Source organism: Streptosporangium sp. NPDC000509 (genome assembly GCF_042898365.1).
Lineage (GTDB): Bacteria > Actinomycetota > Actinomycetes > Streptosporangiales > Streptosporangiaceae > Streptosporangium.
This window is the reverse complement of sequence record NZ_JBIAYX010000019.1, coordinates 186,724-209,798: the sequence shown is the minus strand read 5'-3', so window position 1 is coordinate 209,798 and position 23,075 is coordinate 186,724. Positions and strand designations below refer to the sequence as shown.

Annotated in this window: 20 protein-coding genes and 1 pseudogene; 8 read left to right on the top strand and 13 right to left on the bottom strand. The window is 67.1% G+C overall.

Annotation, left to right across the window (positions count from 1 at the left end; translation table 11 throughout):
- Window positions 1-163: 163 nt before the first annotated feature.
- Both ACFY3D_RS31835 and ACFY3D_RS31830 read right to left on the bottom strand, forming a co-directional pair.
- Window positions 164-1,573 carry a hypothetical protein gene (locus ACFY3D_RS31835; RefSeq protein WP_389986280.1) on the bottom strand — a complete coding sequence of 470 codons (1,410 nt, stop codon included), beginning with the start codon at window positions 1,571-1,573 and terminating at the stop codon, window positions 164-166.
- A gap of 484 nt (window positions 1,574-2,057) precedes the next feature.
- Window positions 2,058-2,516: a hypothetical protein gene (locus ACFY3D_RS31830; RefSeq protein ID WP_389986277.1), complete on the bottom strand. Its 459-nt coding sequence runs from the start codon at window positions 2,514-2,516 to the stop codon at window positions 2,058-2,060.
- Between the two features lie 297 nt (window positions 2,517-2,813).
- Here ACFY3D_RS31830 and ACFY3D_RS31825 point away from each other — a divergent pair, with 297 nt between their 5' ends.
- Window positions 2,814-3,293, top strand: coding sequence for a Tn3 family transposase (locus ACFY3D_RS31825; protein WP_389986274.1), 480 nt, complete (start codon window positions 2,814-2,816; stop codon window positions 3,291-3,293).
- Between the two features lie 811 nt (window positions 3,294-4,104).
- On the top strand, window positions 4,105-4,533 hold the full coding sequence (locus tag ACFY3D_RS31820) for an RICIN domain-containing protein (RefSeq protein WP_389986270.1): 429 nt from the start codon (window positions 4,105-4,107) through the stop codon (window positions 4,531-4,533).
- 26 nt (window positions 4,534-4,559) lie between these two features.
- Here ACFY3D_RS31820 and ACFY3D_RS31815 read toward each other — a convergent pair.
- Window positions 4,560-4,919 (bottom strand): annotated as a pseudogene (locus ACFY3D_RS31815) (transposase); the annotation flags it as partial.
- 6 nt (window positions 4,920-4,925) lie between these two features.
- Between ACFY3D_RS31815 and ACFY3D_RS31810 the strand changes: the two are divergent.
- On the top strand, window positions 4,926-5,405 hold the full coding sequence (locus ACFY3D_RS31810; RefSeq protein ID WP_389986267.1) for a Tn3 family transposase: 480 nt from the start codon (window positions 4,926-4,928) through the stop codon (window positions 5,403-5,405).
- Between the two features lie 60 nt (window positions 5,406-5,465).
- Here ACFY3D_RS31810 and ACFY3D_RS31805 read toward each other — a convergent pair whose 3' ends face one another.
- From ACFY3D_RS31805 to ACFY3D_RS31760, 10 genes are all read right to left on the bottom strand, one after another.
- The gene (locus tag ACFY3D_RS31805; protein WP_389986286.1) at window positions 5,466-5,648 is read right to left on the bottom strand and encodes a transposase; all 183 of its coding nucleotides are present in this window, start codon (window positions 5,646-5,648) and stop codon (window positions 5,466-5,468) included.
- Between the two features lie 418 nt (window positions 5,649-6,066).
- Complete coding sequence (locus ACFY3D_RS31800; RefSeq protein WP_389986264.1) at window positions 6,067-7,305, bottom strand: iron-containing alcohol dehydrogenase; 1,239 nt, start codon at window positions 7,303-7,305, stop codon at window positions 6,067-6,069.
- Between the two features lies 1 nt (window position 7,306).
- On the bottom strand, window positions 7,307-7,507 hold the full coding sequence (locus ACFY3D_RS31795) for a hypothetical protein (RefSeq protein WP_389986261.1): 201 nt from the start codon (window positions 7,505-7,507) through the stop codon (window positions 7,307-7,309).
- Window positions 7,504-8,964, bottom strand: a complete 1,461-nt coding sequence (locus ACFY3D_RS31790) for an NAD-dependent succinate-semialdehyde dehydrogenase (protein WP_362906223.1) — start codon at window positions 8,962-8,964, stop codon at window positions 7,504-7,506. Before ACFY3D_RS31790 ends, ACFY3D_RS31795 begins: the two co-directional genes overlap by 4 nt.
- 76 nt (window positions 8,965-9,040) lie before the next feature.
- Window positions 9,041-9,217 carry a hypothetical protein gene (locus ACFY3D_RS31785; protein WP_389986258.1) on the bottom strand — a complete coding sequence of 59 codons (177 nt, stop codon included), beginning with the start codon at window positions 9,215-9,217 and terminating at the stop codon, window positions 9,041-9,043.
- 23 nt (window positions 9,218-9,240) lie between these two features.
- Complete coding sequence (locus tag ACFY3D_RS31780; RefSeq protein ID WP_362906227.1) at window positions 9,241-10,317, bottom strand: ABC transporter ATP-binding protein; 1,077 nt, start codon at window positions 10,315-10,317, stop codon at window positions 9,241-9,243.
- Window positions 10,317-11,384 carry an ABC transporter ATP-binding protein gene (locus ACFY3D_RS31775; protein WP_389986254.1) on the bottom strand — a complete coding sequence of 356 codons (1,068 nt, stop codon included), beginning with the start codon at window positions 11,382-11,384 and terminating at the stop codon, window positions 10,317-10,319. Before ACFY3D_RS31775 ends, ACFY3D_RS31780 begins: the two co-directional genes overlap by 1 nt.
- Window positions 11,384-12,295 (bottom strand): carbohydrate ABC transporter permease, encoded by a 912-nt coding sequence (locus tag ACFY3D_RS31770; RefSeq protein WP_350949952.1) that lies wholly within the window; start codon window positions 12,293-12,295, stop codon window positions 11,384-11,386. Before ACFY3D_RS31770 ends, ACFY3D_RS31775 begins: the two co-directional genes overlap by 1 nt.
- Entirely contained in the window at window positions 12,295-13,194 is a 900-nt protein-coding gene (locus tag ACFY3D_RS31765; RefSeq protein WP_389986251.1) for a carbohydrate ABC transporter permease, read from the bottom strand. The genes ACFY3D_RS31770 and ACFY3D_RS31765 overlap by 1 nt, the downstream gene beginning before the upstream one ends.
- 47 nt (window positions 13,195-13,241) lie before the next feature.
- Window positions 13,242-14,666 carry an extracellular solute-binding protein gene (locus ACFY3D_RS31760; RefSeq protein ID WP_389986248.1) on the bottom strand — a complete coding sequence of 475 codons (1,425 nt, stop codon included), beginning with the start codon at window positions 14,664-14,666 and terminating at the stop codon, window positions 13,242-13,244.
- 393 nt (window positions 14,667-15,059) lie between these two features.
- On the opposite strand from ACFY3D_RS31760, the gene ACFY3D_RS31755 reads away from it, so the two are divergent.
- The 5 genes from ACFY3D_RS31755 (at window position 15,060) to ACFY3D_RS31735 (ending at window position 22,895) form a co-directional block, all read left to right on the top strand.
- Complete coding sequence (locus ACFY3D_RS31755) at window positions 15,060-15,803, top strand: GntR family transcriptional regulator (RefSeq protein ID WP_389986245.1); 744 nt, start codon at window positions 15,060-15,062, stop codon at window positions 15,801-15,803.
- Between the two features lie 96 nt (window positions 15,804-15,899).
- Window positions 15,900-16,469, top strand: a complete 570-nt coding sequence (locus ACFY3D_RS31750; protein WP_389986230.1) for a DJ-1/PfpI family protein — start codon at window positions 15,900-15,902, stop codon at window positions 16,467-16,469.
- Between the two features lie 54 nt (window positions 16,470-16,523).
- A complete protein-coding gene (locus ACFY3D_RS31745) occupies window positions 16,524-16,751 on the top strand; it encodes a hypothetical protein (RefSeq protein WP_389986242.1) in 228 nt (75 codons plus the stop codon).
- 209 nt (window positions 16,752-16,960) lie between these two features.
- The gene (locus tag ACFY3D_RS31740; RefSeq protein WP_389986239.1) at window positions 16,961-20,818 is read left to right on the top strand and encodes a ThuA domain-containing protein; all 3,858 of its coding nucleotides are present in this window, start codon (window positions 16,961-16,963) and stop codon (window positions 20,816-20,818) included.
- Window positions 20,819-20,882: 64 nt separating this feature from the next.
- Window positions 20,883-22,895 (top strand): ThuA domain-containing protein, encoded by a 2,013-nt coding sequence (locus tag ACFY3D_RS31735; protein WP_389986283.1) that lies wholly within the window; start codon window positions 20,883-20,885, stop codon window positions 22,893-22,895.
- Window positions 22,896-23,075 lie beyond the last annotated feature (180 nt).

Genomic DNA, 23,075 nt, shown 5'->3' with positions numbered 1-23,075 from the left:
CCCGAGAGCTCTTCAAAGTCCTCACCAGCCTAAACACCACGAGCAACGATCTTCGCGTCGCCGCTTGACAAACATAGGAGCATCGGAGCGATTCAGGGCGCCGCGGTGCATGTGCCTGGTCCACGTACTGGGTTGCGCGATCTAGGTGGCCATGGACCAGGGCTCACGAAACGTCTCTTCGCGGATCTCTCAGCTTGATCGCCGCGAGGACGCCCGTGGAAAACGTTGCCAGCCCCAGGGTGACGGACAGGCCGACGGCCGATGTGTAGTACTCCAGTTCCCCGGTGCTCCACACGTAGAAGGGCGTCATGATCGCGTAATAGACGACAGCCGCGGTGACCGTACCGATCGCCCACACCCGAGGCCGTGTTCCGCCCCGCACCGCGCTCATGATCATGACAGTCACCCCGGCGGGCACCAGCACCGCAGCGAAGAGCACAGCGAACGGGTTGAACAGGATCGGCGTGTTCACCCCCGAATGAAACGCCCAGACTCCCACCCATAGCGCCAGCGCGGCCTTGGCGAAGTCAGACCTTCGCACACCGCATCCGAGCGTCACCAGTCCCGCCGCGAGGGCGGCCAGTAGCGCCACGGCGGGGAGGGAGTCGGGATATCTTCCCGGTGCTGTCAGCGACACCGCGTTCGAGGAGTCGAATCCCTTCTCCGTCCAGCCCAGCCGACGCCAGGAACCCGAGGCGTCCCGCAGGGCGATTCCGTCCGCACCGTTGGCCACGACCACGACGTATCCGCCGGAGAGCTTCCCGACCGCGATCCCCAACGACGCGACGGCCTCGGTGTGCTCGGGGTACTCAGGCGCATGAGCTCTCGCCAGCCGGTCCTGGTCGCCAGGAGAGATCTCCCACGCCGTCACCCACCGGCCGTTCCTGGACTCCTCGACCTTGAGCCTGGTGGGGACGATCCGGTAACAGTTCTCCGACCTCCCGGGCACGCAGGCCGACATCTTCGGAACGGCAGGTACCGGACCGTCCCATCTCGACCACGAATTCCCGGCGTCGGCGGAGGCGAAGCCCGCCCCGACGGATGGGCCGGGTGACAGGCCTCCGCGGGTCGCAACGACGATCACGTCGTCGATCACGTCGACCGCATAGGCGCTGTACGGCTTGTAGATCTCCACCTGGCCGGTCGCCGCCACGGCCAGCACGGTGACGGGAATGACGACCACGGCCCGTGCGAGCCGTACGGCTCGCACGTCGGGATGCTTCCAGATCCACCAGGCGACATACAGGGCGGGCAAGGCGATGAGGTCGGCGGGATCGGCCAGGACCCGAGAGGGACCCCAGAAGAGGGTCCAGGCTTGCGAGGCGAGGGCGGCGCCGATGGTGGTGGTCTTGACGAGGGTGAAGGCCGCACCGGTGAGCAGGACGGATGCGCAGGGGTGGCCGATGAGCAGGTTGACCAGGGGCGGGGCGACGATCAGCCCGGCGACGTCACTGAGCTTCCCGGTCACCAGACCAGGCCACAACGACTTGAAGAGGTGGTCGTTGAGCAGCAGGACCGCCACGGAGATCACGGTCAGGGGGTGACCGATCCAGGCCAGAGCCGAATTCTTCATACCCAAAGAGATGAGGAGAGATCACGCGCCGTTCGCTTCAATCCGTATTCGTGATCAATCTGCCGTCCTGCTTCCCGCCGCCCGAGTCGGCCGACGGCGTTTCCTGCATCCGTACCGCACTTTCCCGCTGAGTGAGTATCTGAGCCCGATGCCCCCTGCCCCGACGGTGTCGTACAGACAGTTGTTCAGGCTGCGGTGGGTTCACAGATGTCGCGGTGGCGGCGGTGGTCTGACCGTTCTCGGTCGTGAGTGCTGTTCGCCGTCGCTTCGACATCCCGGAACTCCCTGGGCAACTCTGATTATCCGGGAAGAGCGGGCGGGTTCTTCACCCCTTTGATGGCCTCGGTCCAGTGGAGGACTGAGCCTGCGGTTCTTTCGGTAACCGTCGCCGGAGTCGTGGCGTCGTGGACCGGGACCAGCCGAAGAGCCGCAGCCCCGTCCGCGAGCGCCAGCGCCCGCCGTGCGGCGGGCGCCTTGTCGACCCCTATAAGAACGCCCTCACGACGATAGCGACGATCAATCCCACGAATTCCACTGCGAACATCGCTATCAGGATCAGCCCGCGGAAGAACCGAAGTTTCAGGAACATCCCCATCGTGGTTATGAGCATCAGGCCAATGACGCAGTCGAAGAGCGCTCCCAGGACGCCCTTCATTCCCCAGAATCCAGCCCGGTCGCGCCCAGTGGTGATCCGGGCGGGATAGACAGAGCCAGGCTCGGCCCACGAGAAGGCGCCGACCGCCACCTCCTCGCCGGTGGCGTCGTACACGAATCTCCCCGTGCATATCTGCCTGCTGGTCCTGCTGGACCCCGAGTGGCACTCCAGGACTGTCAGGGATCCGGGAGCGCCGGTAAGACCGGTCGCCAGCCCGATGTCGACCACTGCGGGAACGGTGCCCCCCAGGGTCCATCCCACCGTCACCACGGTCACGAGGATGAGCAAGCAGACCCTCATAAGGGTCGACTCCTGGAGGGCGCCGCTCCCCGGGGTTCCGCGCGAACCCCCGCGGCGGCTGGAGGAACGCATGCGTAAGGGAGACCTGACACCGGTACGAGAGCGCATGGCGTCACTGTGGAGCAACGCGTTTGCGACTTGGTTGGAACCCAGTAGGAGTGCCGTTGACGAAGCTGTCACCCGCCGCCGTTTAGGTGCTCACCTGCGGAATCTCGGATGCGGAGTCTGTCTCTGCCGGCCTGTACGCGGCGGGAAGACCCATTCCCGTGAGCCGGGAACCCGCTTGTGATCGCGGGCGACGGAACCGAGCAGGGCACCGACGGCGACCTGGCCGGGGCGGACAAGGAATCCCAGGAGGTGTCCATGCTCGCCCTGCACCTGCTCCAGTCCGCCCTCGTGCACGTCAACACGCTGCTGATGCAGCAGGTCCTCGCCGATGAGAAGTGGGCCGCCATGCTCACCAACGCCGACCGGCGGGCCCTGCCCTGTCCCCGCTGTTCTGAACGCCGGGACCTGCAACGCAACCGGCTTAGCGCTCCGGTTCCGTTGCAGGCCCACCCCCCTTTCTTCAGCCACGCCCTCCAGGCCTGTCCGGCCAGCGCGCGGCCGACTGTCCAGTCGACTCCGTTCCCAAATGGGGATATCGGCCAAATTAGACATATTAATCAAGTCGTGGAAACAGTATTGACTGCCGACAGGTTTACCCGCATCTTGAGTGGGGTGAGCGAAGATGAAACGCGACGGCGCCATGCATTGAAGGGATAGGGATTATGAGCGCCTGCCGCCGCCATGGCTGCCGATTTCCACCAGTAGGGACTAGGTCACATCCAGAAGGGATGTCATCATGCGCACGACTGGGCGCCGGATTAACCTGATAACAGGAATCCTCATAGCCATTCTAGGTTTCGGTGGCAGCATGGCGGCTGCTACCCCGGCTGCCGCCTCAAGCAGTGCGACCACTGTGGCCGCTGGCGCTGTTTATATCGGGACTTATCCACATGCTCAATGCGTGTCTTACATGCTCTGGTATCACAGCCAGGGCTATCTAGCCAGCTGTACCACAGTGACGAGCACGCATTCAGCCCTGTACGTCTACGTCTGATCTGCTGCATAGCTTCAGGATCAGGCGCCAGGGCTCGTGGCGGGCGCTTCCCCGGCGAGATCGTTTGTTGCCGGGAATGTTCGTTCCCGACCGTAAGCGATCACGGCCGATTCCCACAGAATGACCAGTGGGTGATAGCAGCCAGGGTTTCCAAATGAAGCCGTGACGCTCCCACATTTCGGTTCGGGGTTTTCGAGGAGAACTAGAGCCTGTACGGAGTTCGGATCTCTACGCTGGCCGGAGGCTTCGGACCCATAGGACGGCCCCGCGTGCACTCCGCCACCTGGAGGCTGGGGACACGTTCGTGAGCGGAGGGCCAGCCAGGAGGGGGGCGACGGGCTACCGCCGCCTTCCTGCAGCGGGAACCCTGTCCGCAAGCGGTCACGGCCGAAGAGTGATTTCCCATGCGTAATCGTCTCTTATGGAGACAAAGCGGCACACCGCCACCTACCGCTCCAGTTCGAGAGGACCCCCATGGACATCCCGGCCCGAGCCACCCTGATCAACAAGAAGTCCGGGCTCGCCCTCGACATCAAGGAATTCGACATGTCCGACGGTGGCTGGGTGATCCAGTGGACCCCCCACGGAAAGCCCAACCAGATCTTCCACCTGGAACCTGCCGATGGCGGCTACAAGTTCATCGCCGAACACTCCGGCAAGGCCCTGGACGTCAGCTGGGCGAACCAGAACTCCGACTTCGCGATGCAGTGGGGCATCAATGGCAGCCCCAGCCAGATCTGGTACCTCAAGGAGCACGAGGCGGGCGTCTACCGGCTCATCGCCAAGCACTCAGGCAAGGTGCTGGCAGTCGCAAACGCCTCCACCGACCCGGGCGCGCGCGTGGTGCAGTTCGAACCAGGTCATGACGAGAACGAACTCTGGCTGCTCAAGGCCGTCCCCTAACTAAAGGCTGTTTGAAGATCGGATCATCATGTGGTTGAGGTGAGGAGTCTTAACCACATCATCGAGCCCCGGAGGTAGAGCCCGGCCTCGTAGCTCTCCGGGGCTTTGTCGTAGCGGGTCGCCAGGCCACGCCAGGTCTTGAACTTCTGGAAGCAGCGTTCGACAGTGTTGCGCTGCCGGTAGCGCTTTGGATCGAACCTGACGGGCCGCCCGTCGGCCGCCCCCTTCTTCTTCCGGTTGGCTTGCTGGTCACTCTTTTCCGGGATGACCGCACTGATCCCACGGCGACGCAGATAGGCCCGGTTGGCCTTGGAGGAGTAGGCCTTGCCCGCGGCCACCGCGGCGGGGCGAGTCCGGGGCCGGCCCGCCGGCCCGGTCACGGCAACACCGCGGTGCAGTTCGTCGGCGGCCGGCTGCGGTTGGAGAAGCTCGGTCCGCTGGCCGAGCCGCCGCTGATGAAGGAACTGCGCAACCTGGTCGACGGTATGTTGCCCCGACTGGACTTCCCCGAGCTGCTGCTGGAGGTGTTCGACCGCACCGGCCTGCCTGCGGACTTCATCCATGTCTCCGGCGTCGACGCGGGGATGGAGGATTTCCCGATGAGCTTGGCCGCCCTCACCGTGGCCGAAGCGTACAACGTCGGGCTGGTGCCGATCGAGAAGCCGAACGTGCCCGCCCTGACCCGGGCGCGGCTGCAGCAGGTGGACCAGGGCTATCTGCGCGCGGAGACGATCGCGGCGGCCAACGCGCGGCTGACCGGGGACAGGCCGGTATCGGCATCGTGCGGCATTGGGGCAGTAGGCACATTGAGATCCTGGCGCCCCGCCGCCGCACCCACTGATCAACTCAGTGGCGGCTTGCCGGGGCTGTAGGAGTTCCGGGCCATCACGTCACGGATCACTAACAGACGAAGAAGCCCCAGGTCGCTACCACTAACTCCTGCACCCAGCCTCCTCGAAGGCCGACCTGTGGCGTTCCGGGACGTCACGCCAGCTGGACCCGGTGCGAAACCGCCACAAGATCCCGTTGAACTGGTCGCGCACCCGCCGTGGCAGCTGCCCGGTCGCCGCCAGCGGCAACTGCGGCTCGATCAAAGCCCACTCGGCATCGGTCACATCAAAGCGCGCCACATCCGAGTTCTGCCAGTCACGGCAGCTAACCACCGATCCTCACCTAGATCCGAACTTCAAATTTTGACGCGCAGGGGCCCATCCGGGCAGACGGGCGACGAGGCCCGAAGCGCCGGCCACCTGTTAGGTGGGCAGTGAAATGATCTTGGAGTGGTGGCCGGCCTGGTCGGGGCCGGGAGCAGACGCGATCACGATTCGGTTGTTCACTCGCGTTGATCTACCCGCAGTGGAACGATGACGTTATGTCACCGCGTGGAGCGAGGTGGGCCGGTGGGGTTGTGGCCGGCCTGGTGGGCGCGCAGCCGTGCGCCAGGCCGGGGAATGGGCGGCTCCCATTACGGCGTAGCCGACAATTCCGATACCCAGGGTGGGGCAGGGAACTCGTCGTCAGGTGAAAGGCCTGTCACCGTCTCTGCTCCGGAGTCAGGACGCGTCGGGTCCGGTCCCCGGTCCAGGCCGCTTCGAGGATCGCGGTCAGGCTGGCGGTGTCGGTCGGGCCCGGATGGTTCTGGATCAAGCGGGTGACGCCACTGGCCATCTCCGCGAAGCGCGGGAGGTCGGCGCGTGCCACGCCGATGTCCGCCAAGGTGGCAGGGATGCCGATGTCGGCAAGGAGCCCGTCGAGCCAGGTGAGGAACGTATCCGCGGCCTCGGCATCGGAGGCGTCGGTCACGTCGAGCCCGCACACCCCGGCGAGGACGGCCAACCGGTCGCCGATGGCATCCTTGGCCGCGTCCAGCGCGTAGGGCAGCAGCAGCCCGACGCCCAGGCCGTGCGGTGTGTGGGTGGCTGCGCCGATGGGGTACTGGAGGGCGTGCGGAGCCCCGTTGCCCGCGTGGGAAAACGCGAGCCCGGCCAGCATGGACCCATAGGACATGTCCGCGCGCGCGTCCTTGTCGCCTCCGTCCCTGACGGCACGGGGCAAGCTGCGGGCGATCCGCTCCGCGGCCAGGAGCGCGTAGTGATCGGTGATCGGGTTGCGGCCGAGGAAGACCTGCTCCACCGGGTCGCGAGGTGCGTGGGCCCGGGGCCGCGCGGTGTAGCTCTCCACCGCGTGGCAAAACGCGTCGATGCCGGAGTAGGCGGTGACGGTCGCGGGGCAGGTGTAGGTGAGCTCGGGGTCGACGATGGCGAAGTCGGGCACGATGTGAACACTGGAGACCCCCACCTTCAGCTCGCGGTCCGGGTCGGTCAGCACCGAGACGGGCGTGAGCTCGGAGCCGGTGCCTGACGTCGTCGGGACCGCGACGAGAGGAATCGTCGGCCCCGGCACCCTCGACTCGCCGTAGAAGTCGCGCGGCGTCCCGCCGTGGCGCCGGATGACGCCGACGATTTTGGCGAGGTCGATCACCGTGCCACCCCCGATGGCGAGGATCACGTCGGCGTCCACCTCTGCGGCGACCGAGACGGCCAGGGCGACATCGGTGAGTGGCACGTCCGGAGTCGCGTCGGCGAACACCCCGACGACTTCGACCTTCTCCCGCACGGCGGCCACGATCTCGGCCACGCCCGGCTGCCCCAGAAGAACCCGGTCGGTCACGATGAGGAGTCGCGAGCCGCACTCGGCCACCACTCGTGGGATGTTCTGCGCGACCCCTTCGCCCACTATCAGCTGGCGTGGTCCGCGGACGGTCTCAAGCATGTCAGTGCCTCTCTGGAACGTCGGCGGTGATTTGCTGGGCGGACGTCCAGGTCACCTGCGAGACCGGGACGGCGTCGGCAGGGTTGGCTGCCGGGTGGCGCAGGCGCGTGCCGGACTCCCGGATCCGGTCGTGCCCGGGCGCCCTCGGGTCCATCGCGATGCGGTGATCCTCGGTGGGCACCCGGAGCCGCGGGCCGGTCACGGTAGGTCGATCGCGGCGTAGGTGACGTCGAGGTACTCAAAGATGCCCTCGTGCGACCCCTCCTTGCCGATCCCGGACTGCTTCACGCCTCCGAACGGAGCCGACGGGTCCGAGATCAGGCCACGGTTGATGCCGATCATCCCCGTCTCCAGCCCTTCGGCGAACCGGAGCGCCCGCTGGAGGTCACGGGTGAAGACGTATCCGGCCAGGCCGTGCTCGGTGTCGTTGGCTTTCGCCATCACCTCGTCGTCGGACGTGAACGAGATGATCGGCGCCACCGGGCCGAAGATTTCCGCCTCCAGTATCTGTGCGTCTTCGGGCACGTCGACGAGGACCGTAGGCGGGTAGAAGTGGCCCGGCCCCTCCGGACGCTCGCCGCCCACCAGGACACGGGCGCCGCGATCGACCGCGTCGGCGACGAGCTCGTCGATCTTGGTGACCGAGGGCTCGTCGATCAGCGCCCCGACGTTCACGCCGTCGTCGAGACCGTGGCCCACCGAGAGCGCGGCCATCCGCTCGGCGAAGCGCGCCGTGAACTCCTCGCGCACCGGCTCCTCGACGTAGATCCGGTTGGCCGCGATGCAGGACTCCCCGATGTTGCGCATCTTGGCCACCATGGCACCGTCGAGCGCGACGTCCAGGTCAGCGTCGGCACACACGATCAAGGCCGCGTTGCCGCCCAGTTCCATGGAGGTGCGCAGCACGTTGTCCGCCGCCTGTCGTAGCAGCACGCGCCCGACCTCGGTCGACCCGGTGAACGAAAGCTTGCGGGTCCGGCGGTCGGCCAGCAGTGCTGAGACCACCTTGCCGGAACGCTTTGTCGTCACGACGTTGACGACGCCCGGGGGGACGCCGACCTCCTCCATGATGCGGGCCAGGAACAGCATGGTGAGTGGCGTCTGGGCTGCCGGCTTGGTGATCGTCGTGCAGCCCGCCGCCAGCGCAGGAGCGATCTTGCGGGCACCCATGGCCAGCGGAAAGTTCCAGGGCGTCACGAAGACGCACGGTCCGACCGGCTTCGGTACGGTGAGGATGCGATATCCACCGGCGGGAGCGGTGTTGTAGCGTCCCTCGACGCGCACCGCCTCCTCGGCGAACCAACGGAAGAACTCGGCGCCGTAGGCCACCTCTCCGCGAGCCTCGGCGAGCGGCTTGCCCATCTCGAGCGTTATCAGCCGGGCGACCTCCTCGGATCGCTCGGTCAGTGCCCGGTACGTCGCGGTCAGCAACTCCGACCGTTTTCGCGGCGGGGTCGCCGCCCACTCCGCCATCGCCTTGCTCGCCGCGTCCAGAGCGGCGAGCCCGTCCACGACGTCGGCGTCCGCCACCTCGGCGATGGTCTTGCCGGTGGCCGGGTCCTCGACGGCAAAGGTGGCTCCGCCGGCGGCGTCGCGCCAGGCGTCGCCGATCCGGAGCCGCCGGTGCTCGGGGGCCAGGACGTTCATCGGGTCACTCATCGCGTCGCCTCCTGTGATGTGCTTGGTGATGTCCGGCGTGACCTCCGCGGTCGCGCCACGCGCGTTGACGAACGGGTCACACGACCTCGTCGGGGCCGAGGTCGCCGAGCGGGTCGAACGTGGCCTCGGCCCTGGCCGCGGGGCGACGCCCCGCGCCACCGATCGCCTTCTCGGGCCATGGCTGCTTCGGCGTCGTCAGGCCGTGCTCATCGGTGACGGTCCGCCGAGGCTCGATCGCCTCGTAGGGGCGCATGTCGACGTCGTCGCCCCGCGCGGTTACCTCCCGGCCTCGGACAGCGCCAGCCCGGTGTCCGCGTCGAACAGGTGCGCACGGTCCAGATCGACCGTGACAAGCAGCCGCTCGCCCGGCGTACCGGTGACGGTGGGTCGTGCCTTGATTTTGAGCATCTCCGTCCCCACCCGGACGTCGACCACCGTCCGGTCACCGAGCGGCTCAAGGCCGTAGAGCTCACCCGGCAACGACGCGCTCCCACGCTGTTCGACGGACAGGTCCTCCGCGCGCAGGCCCAGCAGCAGCGGACGACCGTCCTCAGCCGTGGTCCAGCGGGGCCGCGGCAGCGTCCAGCCTTCCGCCCCGACCAGACGATCTCCCTCGGCGTGGCAGGCGAGCAGGCTGATCGCCGGGCTCCCGACGAAGCCCGCGACCCACTGGTTGGCCGGACGCTCGTACACCTCGGCCGGCGTTCCGACCTGTTGCACCTTCCCCTCCTTGAGGACCGCGACCTGGTCGGCCATGGACAGGGCCTCGACCTGGTCGTTGGTCACGTAGACGAAGGTTCCCCCGAGGCTCCGGTGGATGCGGGTGAGCTCGGTGCGCATCTCGACGCGGAGCTTGAGGTCGAGGTTGGTCAGCGGCTCGTCCATGAGGAACGCGCGCGGGCGACGGACCAGTGCCCGGGCCAGGGCGACACGCTGCATCTCACCGCCCGACATCTGCGCGGGACGACGCTGCAGCAGGCGTTCGATGTGCAGCAGACTCGACATCTTCTCGACGGCGGCGGCGATCTCGCTGGAAGAGCAGCGACGTGCCCGCAGTGGTGAGGCGATGTTCTCGTACGCCGTGAGTCGCGGGTAGAGGGCGTAGCTCTGGAAGACCATGGCCAGGTCGCGTGCGGCCGGGGTGTCACCGGTCGCGTCTCTCCCGTCCAGGTGCACCGACCCGGCGTCGAGCTTCTCAAGGCCGGCGATCGCTCGCAGGGTCGTCGTCTTGCCTGCCCCGGAGGGCCCCAGCACGACGAAGAACGAGCCGTCCGGCACGTCCAGCGTCACCCCGTCGAGGGCCTGGACTTTACCGAAGGACTTGGACAGCCCGTGCACTGCCACGGTTCCCATCAGGCCACCAGCTCTTCCGTGCTCGCGTCGTAGACGGGCGGGGGCCCGCCGGTGTGCCGCAGCCCGACCGGCGCGTCGGCGGCGAAACGGACGGTCAGTGGCATTCGAACCCGTGCGTCGCGCCGGTCGCCGTGGTCGACCACGTAGATGATCTCGTCGCCCAGCCACTCCGCCGAGACCACGCGGGCCGGGACCGAACGTTCCGCCCCCGGTTCCGTGACTTCCAGCGCCTCCGGCCGGACGCCCGCGATCAGGGAACGGTCGCGCGGCAGGTTCGGCGGTGGCGTGAGAGCCAGTCCGCTCTTACTGCGCAGTTGCCCGTCGGCCAGCTCCACCTCGATCAGGTTCATCGGCGGGGAGCCGATGAACGCGGCGCAGAAGAGACTCGCCGGACGGTCGTAGACCTCCAGCGGCGTGCCGACCTGCTCGACGCGGCCCTTGTTGAGGATGGCGATTCTGTGACCGAGCGACATCGCCTCGACCTGGTCGTGGGTGACGTAGACCATCGTCGTCCCCAGCTCCCCTTGGAGGTGCTTGATCTCCGTGCGCATGTCCGCCCTCAGCTCCGCGTCCAGGTTGGTGAGGGGTTCGTCCATGAGGAACGCGCGCGGTCGTCGCACCAGGGCGCGAGCGAGCGCGACGCGCTGCTGCTCCCCGCCGGACAGCCGGTGCGGTCGCCGGTCCATGAGCGGACCGAGCCGCATCAGCCGGGCGGCCTCGTCGACCCGCTCCTGCACCTCCTGCTTGGGCAGTCCCTCGGCCCGCAGGGGGAACGCCAGGTTGTCGCGGGTTCTCAGATGGGGGTAGAGAGCGTAGAACTGGAACACCATGGCGATGTCGCGCTCGGCGGGCGGCAGGTCGTTGACCAGCGTGTCGCCGATGCGGATGTCGCCTGTCGTCTGCCTCTCCAGGCCGGCGACGGCCCGCAGCGTGGTCGTCTTGCCGCAGCCCGAAGGGCCGAGCATCACGAACAGCTCGCCGTCGGCGATGGACAGGTCCACGTGCTCGACCGCGACCGTCCCGTCCGGGTAGCGCTTGTGCAGCGCGGTCACCTCGATGCCCGCCATCAGCGTCGCACCGCCCCGAGCGTCACACCGGCGACGAGGTGCTTGCGCACCAGGTAGGCGAAGACGAGCACCGGTAGGGCGAACACTATGGAGGCGGCGGCCACGAGACCCCAGTCCACAGTGGTTCCGCCGATGAGGCCGGCGATGGCGGGTGGGGCCGTCCGCACGGCGTCGCTGGAGGTGAGGAAGATGGCGAACACGAACTCGTTCCACGAGAAGATGAGGGCGAAGACCGCCGTCGCGGCGATGCCGGGCAGGAGCAGGGGAAGGGTGAATTTCCAGAACGCCTGCAGGCGGGTGTAACCGTCGAGCATGGCGGCATCCTCGTACTCCGCGGGCACCTCGTCGACGAACCCCTTCATCATCCAGATCGTGAACGGGACGTTGAACGCGGTGTAGATGAGGATCAGGCCGAGCTTGGTGTCGAAGAGTCCGACTTGGCGGTACATGAGGAAGATCGGGATCACGACCACCACGGGCGGCATGAACCGGGTGGACAGGATGAAGAACAGCTGGTCCTTCTTGGCCTTCACGGCGAATCGTGAGTAGGCCCAGGCCGCCGGGACCCCCAGCACGGTGGCCAGCACCGTGGAGACCCCGGCGACCACGACGGAGTTGAGGAACGCGCCGGACAAGGTCGAGGGACCGCCACCGGAGGCGACGAACACGTCCTTGAAATGGTCCAACGTGACCGTGAAGTTGAAGAACTTGGCCGGGATGGCGTAGACGTCCCGGTTCTCCTTGATGGACGTCTCGATCATCCACAGCACCGGGAAGAGCATCACGGTGGCCAGCACGGCCAGCAGCGCGACCTCCAGCACGGCGCGTCCCCGGCCGCCGAAGCGGCGCCCTGGGGGCCGGTGATCCTGGACAGGACCTGGGGACACGGCCTCGTCGACGGAGACGGCCATCAGTCCTCCTTGAGCTTGTTCAGGTAGCGCATGTAGAGCTGCGCGAGGACGATGACGACGAGGACCATGAGGATCCCGTACGCCGAGGCGGTTCCGGTGTTGAAGCCCAGGAAAGCGACCTTGTAGACGTGGAACGACAACGTCTCGGTGGAGACCCCCGGACCTCCGCTGGTGAGGATGTAGACGAGGTCGAACAGCCGGAAGGCCTCGATGGCCCTGAACAGCACGGCGATGAGGAGCAGCGGCCACACCAGCGGAAGAGTGATGGTGCGGAACCGGAACCACTCGGACGCCCGGTCGATCGAGGCGGCCTCGTACAGGTATTTGGGGACCGCGGTGAGGCCCGCGAGTGCGATGAGCATGATGAACGGCGTCCACTGCCAGGTGTCGACCACGATCAGGGAGATCAATGCCGTGTTCTGCCGGGTGAGCCACTCCACCTGCCCCAGGCCGAGCGAGCCGAGCATGCTGTTGATCACGCCGAACTGCGCGTCGAGCATGAATCGCCAGAACAGCCCGACCACGACCGGCGACAGCATCATCGGAACCAGGAACAGCGTGGTCAGCACTCCTCGCCCGTGCGTGCGCCGTGAGATCAGGTACGCGATGGAGAAACCGAGCACGGTCTGCAGGGTGACCGCGCCGACCACGTAGATCAACGTCGTGAAGGCCCTCAGGTGGACCTGCGCCGACGTCAGGATGGCGGTGAAGTTCTCGAACCAGACGAAGGTGGCGGACCCCCCGCGGGTGGCCGAGTAGTCGGTGAACGACAGGTACAACGCCCACAGCAGCGGGAAAACCGACATCGCGAGCAACAGCAGCAACGCGGGGGAGATGAAGGCCACCGTGAGCCAGCGGTCGCTCAGGTGGCGGGACCGCCCCGGTGCAGGAGGCGTCACGGACGCCTCCTGCACCGGGTGGTCCGTCGTCAGAGAGACGGGGTCACTCACAGTCCGCCGCCACCCTTGCGGCCGGCGGAGTCGAGCACGCCCTGCTGTTCCTTGGCGATGTCGTTGAGCGCGTCCTTCGGGTTCTTCGCGCCGTTGAGAGCCGCGTTCACGTTGGTGTTCTCGATGTCGATGAGGCGCGCGTACTCGGGCACGTTCCACATGTCCCGCATCCGGGTGACCGAGTCGGCGTACACCTGGTTGAACGGCCCGGCATTGAGGAACTCGGGCGAGGCCAGGGCGTCCGTACGCGCGGGCACACCACCGGCGGCCGCCCACTTCTTCTGGATGTCAGCCTGCTCGAACCACTTCATGAAGTTCAGGGCCTCCGCCTGCTTCTCCGCGGAGGAGTAGGCCGACACGTGCATCCCCATGCCGCCGAGCGGCACCAGGTCCGTCTTCTGCTTCGGCAGGGTGGCAAAGCCCAGCTTCTCGAGGATCTCCTCCCGCGTGGTGCCGAGCGTCGACTCCTTCGGGTCGAGCAGGCCGCCGCTCGCGGCGATCCAGTTGAACGCGATGCATGCCTTGCCCTGGGCGACCGCCGCGTTCACCTCGTCGATGAACCAGTTGCCGGAGCCCGCGGCGGTCAGCGGCTTCATCTTGTTGACCAGGACGTCCATCGCCTCCTGGCCCGCGGCGTCGTTGATGACGCCCTCGATCTTGCGCGCCTTGGAGTCCCAGAGTTTGCCGCCGTAGACGCCGTTGACCGTGTTGTAGGTCACGGCCGCGGCGTCGGAGCCGTTGGCCTGGTGGAAGGCCAGCCCGCTGACGCCGGGGTTGTCCGCCTGGCACTTCTCGGCGGCTGCGATCATCTCGTCCCAGGTCTGCGGCGGCTTGTCGCCGATCAGGTCCTTGCGGTAGATCATCGTCCAGGTGTCGCCGAGCAGCGGCAGGCCGTACAGGCTGGCGTTCTCGTCGCGCTGCCCGGTCTCCGCCTGGGGGTACTGGCCGTAGGCCGCCAGGAGGTACGGGTTGTAGGCGTTGACGTCGATGTTCTTCTTGACGAAGTCGGTGATGTCGAGGATGTTGCCGTTCGTCACGGCCTCGCCGATGTGCTGCGAGTCCAGGATCGGGATGTCGAAGTCGGTCTTGTTCGCTGCGAACTGGGTGAACATCGCGTCGTGCCAGTTCGCGTTCGGCACGGTGTTGACCTTGATGGTCACGTTCGACCGCTCCTTGGTGTACTCCGCGTTCGCGAAGTCTTCCAGGGCTTTGGCGGGGGGCCACTCGAACCAGATGAAGCTGAGGGTCAGCGGGTCCTTGGTGAGCTCCGGGATGTCCGCCGGCGCCTTGGGGGCGCTCGCCGCGCCGTCGTCCTGGCCACCGCAAGCCGCCATGGTCGTGGCCATCACCATGGCCATCGTCGCCAGCCGCACCTTTCGAGTGGGAACGGACAGTCGTCCTATCCGCTTGGGATACCGCATCCTCTTGCCTGCTTTCTGGGGGGTGGGAACTTCTGGAGCCCTGCTGTGTGCTTCGCCGAGCAGTTGCTGGGTTGTTCGGGCGTGTTGCCGGCTGTCGCAGGGGCTGACCCGCGGACCGGCGTCACGAGTACGCCGCGACGTGATGGGCTTCAGGCAGTCGAGAGGTCCTTCGGTCCTTGTGGGCCCGATGGCGAATCGAGTAGGACGTCGAGCATGCTCATGGGAGCTCCAACTGATCGAAGCGGAGCGATGGCGGGCGGTTCCCCGATTGGTGAAGGATGGCTGGCATCCGTCACCTTTCCTATACGATCCGGGTGGGGGCGTCAATATCCCGTAGCGTTGCGACCGATGTCAACAGGTTCCCGAAGGCGCAAGAAAGGACCTCACGTCACGATGGACGACGAAGCGGTGATCGCGCGGCGCCGTGGGGCCATGAGAGGCGGAACGCCGCCGGGAAGATCTCGCGGCCGGCTTGCCGACGAGGTGTACGACACGCTGCTCGGACAGCTGATGTCGCTACGGATCGAGCCCGGCTCCCGCGTCACGATCGATGCCCTGGCGCGAGAGCTCGGGGTCTCGCAGACACCGATCCGAGACGCTCTGAACCGCATGGAGGCCGAGGGCCTGGTCGTGCGTGTGCCCCATGCCGGTTATCGCATTCCCCCCCAGATCACCCGTGACCGATTCGAGGACATGGTTGAGGTCCGCCTGCTCCTCGAGCCGGCGGCGGCGCGCAGATCCGCCGAACGCGCATCCTTGAAGCAGGTGGACGGTCTGCGGCGAATGCTGGAGGAGATGGCGGAGCTGGAGGGGGGCGACGGGGCCATGGCCTATGGCGCCTTCGGGCTACGCGACGCCGCTTTTCACGATCTCATCGCCCTGAGCGCGGAGAACCAGGTCATCCGCGAAGCGCTCGCTCGCCTGCACACGCACGTGCACCTGTTCCGGCTTCTGCACGACACCCAGGTCACTCACCTGGCCATGGCCGAGCACGAAGAGGTTCTGGCCGCGATCGCCGCGCGTGATCCCGACGCCGCCGCCTACGCCATGCGTCGGCACATCCTGCTGTCCGGCGAGCGGTTCCGGCGATTGTTCGACGAGGCCCAGGATGCGGACGGAATGGCGGCAAAGGCTTGACGGGCGGGCCGGGCCGAGGAATGCTAACCCAACCGGAGCGGATCGGATCGGATCGGATTGGATCCATCTCACCCGCCCAGATGCGAGGAGAAGCAGGTGCCCAGAGCGCTGCTCCTGACCGGCGACGCCGCCGAGGAGCTCGACACCATGTATCCCTACTACCGTGTGCAGGAGGGGGGCTGGGACGTTGACGTCTCGTCACGCACCATGCGTGACGTTCAGCTGGTCATCCACGAGTTCGACCCCAACTCCGACGCCTACGTGGAGAAGAACGGCCGAAAGCTGCCGGTCGACGTGCCCTGGGCCGACGTCGACGTCGAGCGCTATGACGCCCTCATCATTCCCGGGGGACGTGCTCCCGAGTGGATCCGGGTCGACGCCGACGTCAGGCGCATCACCGAGCACTTCTTCGCGCGTAACCTCCCGATCGCGCTGGTGTGCCACGGCGCGCAGGTGCCGGCCGTGTACGGGCTGCTGAAGGGGCGAAAGACGGCGTGTTTCCCTCCCATCACCGGTGACATGGAGAACGCGGGCGCGACGGTCATCGACGCTCCCGACGTCGTGGACGGCAACCTCGTCTCCTGCCGCGGCTGGCCCGACATGCCGCAGTTCGGCCGGGCGATGATGGACGTCTTCTCGAAGTCCGTCAACTCCGCATCCGCATGAGCACACCTGGCCGGTCTCGGTGACTCGATCCCGGCCAACCTGTTCAACCCACGAGTGATCGTCATCGGAGGCTATTTCACCTCGCTGGCCCAGTGGCTGCTGCCACACGCACAAGACCGGCTGCAACGGCTCGTGGTAGCCGGTCCAGCCGCCCAGTGCCGATTCGTCGCCTCCGCGCTCGGCTTCGGCGCCGCCTCCCGCGGCGCGGCGAGCATGGTGATCAACCACATCATCGACGACCCGACCACGATCATGGATTTACCCAGGCCGGCACCTTACTGACGGCCCCACAGACCTGGAGATGGCACCCTCCAGCAACCGCAATATCCGCTACCGCCAAGTGGCATAAGCGCGGCGGCGCGCGCCTTGCCTGACATCCCCCCGGTCAGGAAGGGTTTCTCATGTCACCACGTCATCGAACGTGGGCCAGGCTGCTCGACGCAGTCCTGCCAGAAAATGGACAACGTCCGAGACGTCGCACCGCGACCACGATGGCCTTAGCCCTCATCGCCCCTTTCGTCACGCTCCTCACGATGCCGGTGAGCGCCGAGGCCGCCACGGCGGCTAAGCCCGCTTTCAAGGTGCTCGTGGTGCGCAGCACCCAGAACGCGGTGTCGTCGGCCGGCCTGGCCGCGATCCGGAATGCGGCCAAAACCGGTGATTTCACGGTTGTGGCGCCCGGGCCCGCTGACGTGGGCGACCATTTCACGGAGAAGAAGCTGGAGCAGTACCGCGCGGTCGTGTTCTTGGACACGGGTCTCGCGAGCCCGCTCACGGACGCGCAACGCGCGAACTTCGAGAGCTACTTCCGCAAGGGCGGCGGCTTCGTCGGCGTCGGCTCGGCGGTCGAGACCGACGAGTCCTGGTCGTTCCTGACTGACGTCCTGGGGACGCGTGCGTCCGGCAGGACCGACGTGCAAGCGGGTGACGTGAAGGTCGCCGACCGCGTCCACGACGCGAGCAAGAATCTGCCGCAGTTCTGGTCGCGGACCGACAACTGGTACAACTTCACGAAGAACGTCCGCGGTCTGTCACACGTCCTCGCCACCGTCGTCGAGGACCCGTTCGGGCCGCAGCCGCAGGGCGCCAACCTCGACGGGATCGCCGGGGGCACGATGGGCGCCGATCACCCGGTCTCGTGGTGTAAGGACTTCCAGGGCGGCCGCTCGTTCTACACCGGCCTGGGCAACACGGCCGCGAGCTTCGACGCCGACCTCACCAAGCACCTCAAGGGTGCGATCGGCTGGGCCGCGGGCCAGGCCGACCCGGTCTACAGCGATTGCGGCGCGACCGTGCTGGCCAACTACCAGCAGACGAAGATCGGCTCGCCGCCGAACCTGCAGGAGCCGATCGGCTTCGACCAGCTGCCGGACGGCCGCGTTCTGCAGACGGACCGCCTCGGCTCGCTGCGCATGCACGACTCGACCACGGGCGTCACCACGGTCGTCGCCAACTTCGCCGATCCGAGCCTGCCGATGACGCAGCAGATCTACTCCGCGGGCGAGGACGGGCTCTATGGGCCGGCGGTCGACGCCGACTTCGCGACCAACAAGTGGGTCTACCTCTACTACTCGGGGAAAGAGGTCACCGACGTCAAGCTGAGCGACGGATCGGTCGTCACCCAGATCACGCCGAACACCACCCCGCCGAACGTGGCGGCGTCCAAGACCGCGTGGGATCCGTACGTGGGCTACTTCCAGCTCAGCCGCTTCAAGTTCGTCGACGCCACCGACAGCACGCCGGCGCACCTCGACATGGGCTCCGAGCAGCAGATCATGCGCGTGCCGGTCAACCGCCAGGAGTGCTGCCACGTCGGGGGCGACATCGACTTCGACAAGCACGGCAACCTCTGGATGGTCACCGGCGATGACACGCCCGCGGGCGGCATCAACGCCGGCGGCTACGGGCCGTACAACTCGCAGAAGACCGACGAGCAGCAGACCGTGCGCGTCACCAACGCGACGGGCGGCACGTTCACGCTGACCTTCGAGGGCCAGACGACGGAGCCGATCGCGTGGAACGCGGATCGCAATGCGATCGACGCGGCGCTCGAGGCGCTCTCGAACATCGAGGCGGATGAGATCCAGACCAGCGGCGGCCCGGTCAACACGTCGAACGTCAACGTGTTCTTCCGCCGCGGCAAGCAGCAGTCCGACCAGCCGCAGATCACCGCCGACGGCGCCGGCCTGACCGGCACCGCCACGCCGGCGATCGCCACCGACACGGCGCAGGCGGGCGGCTGGTATCAGCGGCTCACCGGTGACGCGCGCCGCAGCGCGCTGAACACCAACGACCTGCGCGGCAAGGTGCTGCGGATCAAGGTCAAGGACGGCAACATCTCCGCCGCCGACGCCAACAAGGTCGACTTCGGCTCCGGTGCGGGCGCCTACTCGATCCCGTCGGGCAACCTGTTCCCGCTGGTCGCGGGCGCGCCGCAGGACAAGACGCGGCCGGAGGTCTACGCGATGGGTCTCCGCAACCCGTTCCGGATCCAGGTCGACGAGAACGACGTGGCCTACATCGGCGACTACTCGCCCGACGCCCAGACACCGCAGCGCTCGCGCGGCCCGTCGGGCACCGGCCGCTACCAGATCGTGCGCAAGCCGTCCAACTACGGCTGGCCGACGTGCTACAAGCGCGACCTCGCGTACTACGAGTGGAACTTCCACGAGTTCGCGCCCGGCACCACCACCGCGGGCACGCCGCTGAACAACCCGCCTCAGAAGTTCGACTGCGACGGGCCGACGCAGCGCAACGACTCGCTGTGGAACATTGAGGGCGGTCCGACGGTCGAGCCGGGCCTGAGGGACGTCCCGCCGGTCACCGACCCGGACATCTGGTACTCCTACCGCGACAACAACACGAACACGCCGCTCGGTACCCCGTGCGAGGCCTACTACGCGCCGACCCCGGGCCCGATCGCGCCCGGCTCGACGACCGAATGCCCGCGGCTGTTCCCCGAGCTCTACACCGGCGGCGTCGGTCCGCACGGGGTCACGAAGTACCACTACGACGCGAAGAACCCGAACCCTAACAAGTTCCCGCCGTACTACGACGACTCGGTGATCATCAGCGAGTGGACGCAGGACACGCTGCGCGAGGTCAAGCTCGACAAGCAGAACAACCATGTCCAGAAGATCAACAACTTCCTGGACTGCGGCAGCCGTGCGAACGCCGGGGCAGGCAGGTTCCGGTTCGAGTGCGACAACCCGATGGACTTGCAGTTCGGTTCTGACGGCGCGTTCTACCTGCTGACCTACGGCAACGGGTTCAACGTCATCAGCCCCGACGCGGGCATGTACAAGTGGGAGTACGTCAAGGGCAAGCGCGCGCCGAAGGCCGTGCTCACCACGGACCGCACCGATGGCTCAACGCCGCTGACCGTGAACTTCTCCAGCGCCGGCTCGCTGGATGAGGATCCCGGCGACTCGATCCGCTACGAGTGGAACTTCGGCGACGGCTCGGCGATCGAGACCAACCCGAACCCGGCACACACCTACACGCGGTCCGGCCGCTACACGGCCGTGCTGACCGTGCTCGACTCGTCCGGCAAGCAAACCTCGACCAGCACCGTGATCACCGTGGGCAACACGAGCCCGACGGTGGTCGTCAATACGCCGGTGGAGGGCGGGACGTTCGCGTTCGGCGACGACATCCCGTTCTCGGTCACGGTCACCGACCCCGAGGACGGGACGGTGAATTGCTCCGAGGTGCAGGTGACGTTCGTGCTCGCCCACGACGAGCACGGCCACGCCGAGGAGTCCGTCAACGGCTGCTCGGGCGTGCTCCACACGATCGCCGACGACGTCTCACACGGCGGCAACGTCTCCGGCGTAATCCAGGCGCGCTACACCGACCACGGCGGTCCGGGCGGCGTCCCGCAGCTGACCACGACCGGCCAGCACCAGATCCGCCAGAAGCACCAGGAGGTGGAGTTCGTCGTCAACCAGTCCGGCACCAACACGGCGACCAACACCGACGGCGGCGCCGGCGTGCACCGCGGCAGCCTGGGCTCGGGCGACTGGCTCCAGTTCAACGGCCCATTCAACCTGACCAACATCGATTCGATCACGTTCCGCGTGGCGGACGCGGCGACCGGCCGCACGCCCGGGTCGCCGCTGGCGGCAATTGAGGTCCGTCAGGGCTCGATCACCGGGCCGATCCTGACGACGGCCAACCTCGTGTCCACCGGCGGGACGGGAACCTGGACGAGCCAGACGTTCCCGGTCTCGATGTCCGGGACGCATGAGCTGTTCCTGGTGTTCCGCTCGGTCACGGGTGGCGCCACGGGCGGCAACCTGTTCAACCTCAACTGGGCCGAGTTCGTCGGCACGGGCATCGGCACCTAGCGAACCCGCCCGTATAGCGGCAAGAGAGAAGACACTCATGCGGAGAAGATTTCGCACATTGGCAGTGGCTGCCTGCGTGACGGCGGCCGCACTCATCCCCGCGGCACCGTCGTGGGCAGATGAAACGACACCGCCGACGATCAACGTGGCGACGCTGTCGCCCTCTGCGCCGACCGGCCAGAACAACTGGTACCGCGGCTCGGTGACGCTGAACATGTCGGCGACCGACGACGTCGGCATCGCAAAGTTCCAGTACTCGCTCAACGGCGGCGCCGCCTACATCGACGTGCCCGTCGAGGGGGCGCCGGCGTCGGCCACGGCGTCGGCGGTGATCACGCAGGAGGGCAACACCAGCGTCCGGTACCGCGCGGTCGACACGTCCGGAAACGTCGCGGCGTTCCGCTCGATCTCGGTCCGGATCGACACGCGCGCGCCGGCTGCATCGTACCCGGCGATCACCGACGGTCACGTCGGTCACGTCGCCACACTTATCCCGACGCGCACGGACCCCGCCCCCGGCTCGGGCGGAGTGGCTGTGCTGAACATGTACCTCGACGGCAAGCTGGTCCCGCCGTTGCCGGTGCAGACCTCCGACCTGTCGCTCGGCGTGCACACGCTCGCGGTGCACCTCTCTGACGCTGCTTCCAACAGCGCGAAGTACACGCAGACGTTCATCGTGACGACATCGTTCGCGGACGTCGGCACGCTGATCACCCGGTTCGTGACCGCCGGCAGCGTCCCGGCGGAGGTCGGCGCGGCGCTCCAAGCAAAGCTCGACCAGGCGAAGGCGCTCGCCGACGCCGGTTCGGCCAAGCGCGCGAGCCAGGTCCTGAACGAGTTCGTCTCGATCGCCAACGGCGGGATCAGGCCCGGCTCGGCCCGCAGCACACTCGTGGGCGATGCGCGTTACCTGATCGACCAGCTCAACGGCCGGCTCGCGCCGGAGCCCGCGACGGGCCTCGAGTCTGAGCCCGCGGAGGGCCCGAAGTTCATCCCGGACCCGGTGCTCGCCCCGCTCCCGCACAACCCGGACGCCGACTACAACGTCCTGGTCTTCTCCAAGACGACGGGCTTCCGGCACGACCACATCCCGCACACCGTGGCCGCGATCCAGAAGCTCGGCATCGAGCGCAACTTCAACGTCGACGTCTACGACCCGCAACTCCCGACCGTCACGCTGCCCAAGAGCCCGTTCCTGAGCCTCGACACGCTCAAGCAGTACGACACGATCGTCTTCGAGTCCAACGTCGGGCACCCGGGCCCGCTCGATTCGAGCACCGAGCAGCCGAACTTCGAGGCCTACATGAACCAGGGCGGCGGCTATGTCGGCATCCACGGCGCCGCCGACTCGTTCGAGACCCGCACCTGGCCGTGGTACGGCAACCTCGTCGGTGGGTTCTTCACCAACCATCCGAACGGCCAGAACGGGTTCGGCCAGTGTGGCAGCTGCATCCACGCCGAGGTGGTGACCGAGGACCACACGCACCCGGCGACCGCGCATCTCCCTGCCCGGTGGATGACGGTCGACGAGCTCTACAACTTCGACCGCAACATGCGGGCCGACGTGCACACGCTGCTGAGTCTCAACGAGGACAGCTACCAGCGCAGCCTCAACAGCGGCAACGCGGCCACCAACCCGCTGCGGCTGATGAACGGAGACCATCCGATCGCGTGGTGCCAGAACTGGGGCGGTGGCAAGGCGTTCTCGAACATCCTCGGCCACTTCCGGACGCATTACTACGACGACTCGTTCATGCGGATCATCCTCGGCGGGATCGAGACGACCGCCGACCGCAAGGGCGCCAACTGCTCGTCCTACCGCGAGACCAGCCTGCTGATCGAGGCTGACCGAGCGGCCGGGCTGCTGACCGAGGCCGCCGCGGACGCCGCCGATGCCGCCCTGGACATCGCGCGGGACAGCTACCTGGCAAACAACTACACCACCGCCATCCCGGCGCTGAACTCGATCGTCGCCCTGGCGAACGACAAGGCCTCCGGCGACGCTGCGGCGCGTTCCGAGCTCGCGCGGCAGGCGCGCGAGCTGCGGGAGTGGATGCAGAACCTCAACCGGCGCTGACCCCTTCACGCGGTGGGGGCGGCGGATCGCCGCTCCCACCGCGCTGACGCTTGACCCGTTCACGCGGTGGGGGCGGTGGATCGCCGCTCCCGCCGCGCTGACGCTGGAGCGCACCACTATCGCGGATTTATGCACGACATTCTCATGATCATCGACGAAACATCGGTAGGTGCCGCACGT

Excerpts from the sequence above, each read along its gene's own strand:
- ACFY3D_RS31835 (WP_389986280.1), bottom strand. The coding sequence starts at position 1,573 with ATGAAGAATTCGGCTCTGGCCTGGATCGGTCACCCCCTGACCGTGATC.
- ACFY3D_RS31820 (WP_389986270.1), top strand. The coding sequence starts at position 4,105 with ATGGACATCCCGGCCCGAGCCACCCTGATCAACAAGAAGTCCGGGCTC.
- ACFY3D_RS31800 (WP_389986264.1), bottom strand. The coding sequence starts at position 7,305 with ATGCTTGAGACCGTCCGCGGACCACGCCAGCTGATAGTGGGCGAAGGG.
- ACFY3D_RS31790 (WP_362906223.1), bottom strand. The coding sequence starts at position 8,964 with ATGAGTGACCCGATGAACGTCCTGGCCCCCGAGCACCGGCGGCTCCGG.
- ACFY3D_RS31785 (WP_389986258.1), bottom strand. The coding sequence starts at position 9,217 with ATGCGCCCCTACGAGGCGATCGAGCCTCGGCGGACCGTCACCGATGAG.
- ACFY3D_RS31780 (WP_362906227.1), bottom strand. The coding sequence starts at position 10,317 with ATGGGAACCGTGGCAGTGCACGGGCTGTCCAAGTCCTTCGGTAAAGTC.
- ACFY3D_RS31775 (WP_389986254.1), bottom strand. The coding sequence starts at position 11,384 with ATGGCGGGCATCGAGGTGACCGCGCTGCACAAGCGCTACCCGGACGGG.
- ACFY3D_RS31770 (WP_350949952.1), bottom strand. The coding sequence starts at position 12,295 with ATGGCCGTCTCCGTCGACGAGGCCGTGTCCCCAGGTCCTGTCCAGGAT.
- ACFY3D_RS31760 (WP_389986248.1), bottom strand. The coding sequence starts at position 14,666 with ATGCGGTATCCCAAGCGGATAGGACGACTGTCCGTTCCCACTCGAAAG.
- ACFY3D_RS31755 (WP_389986245.1), top strand. The coding sequence starts at position 15,060 with ATGGACGACGAAGCGGTGATCGCGCGGCGCCGTGGGGCCATGAGAGGC.
- ACFY3D_RS31740 (WP_389986239.1), top strand. The coding sequence starts at position 16,961 with ATGGCCTTAGCCCTCATCGCCCCTTTCGTCACGCTCCTCACGATGCCG.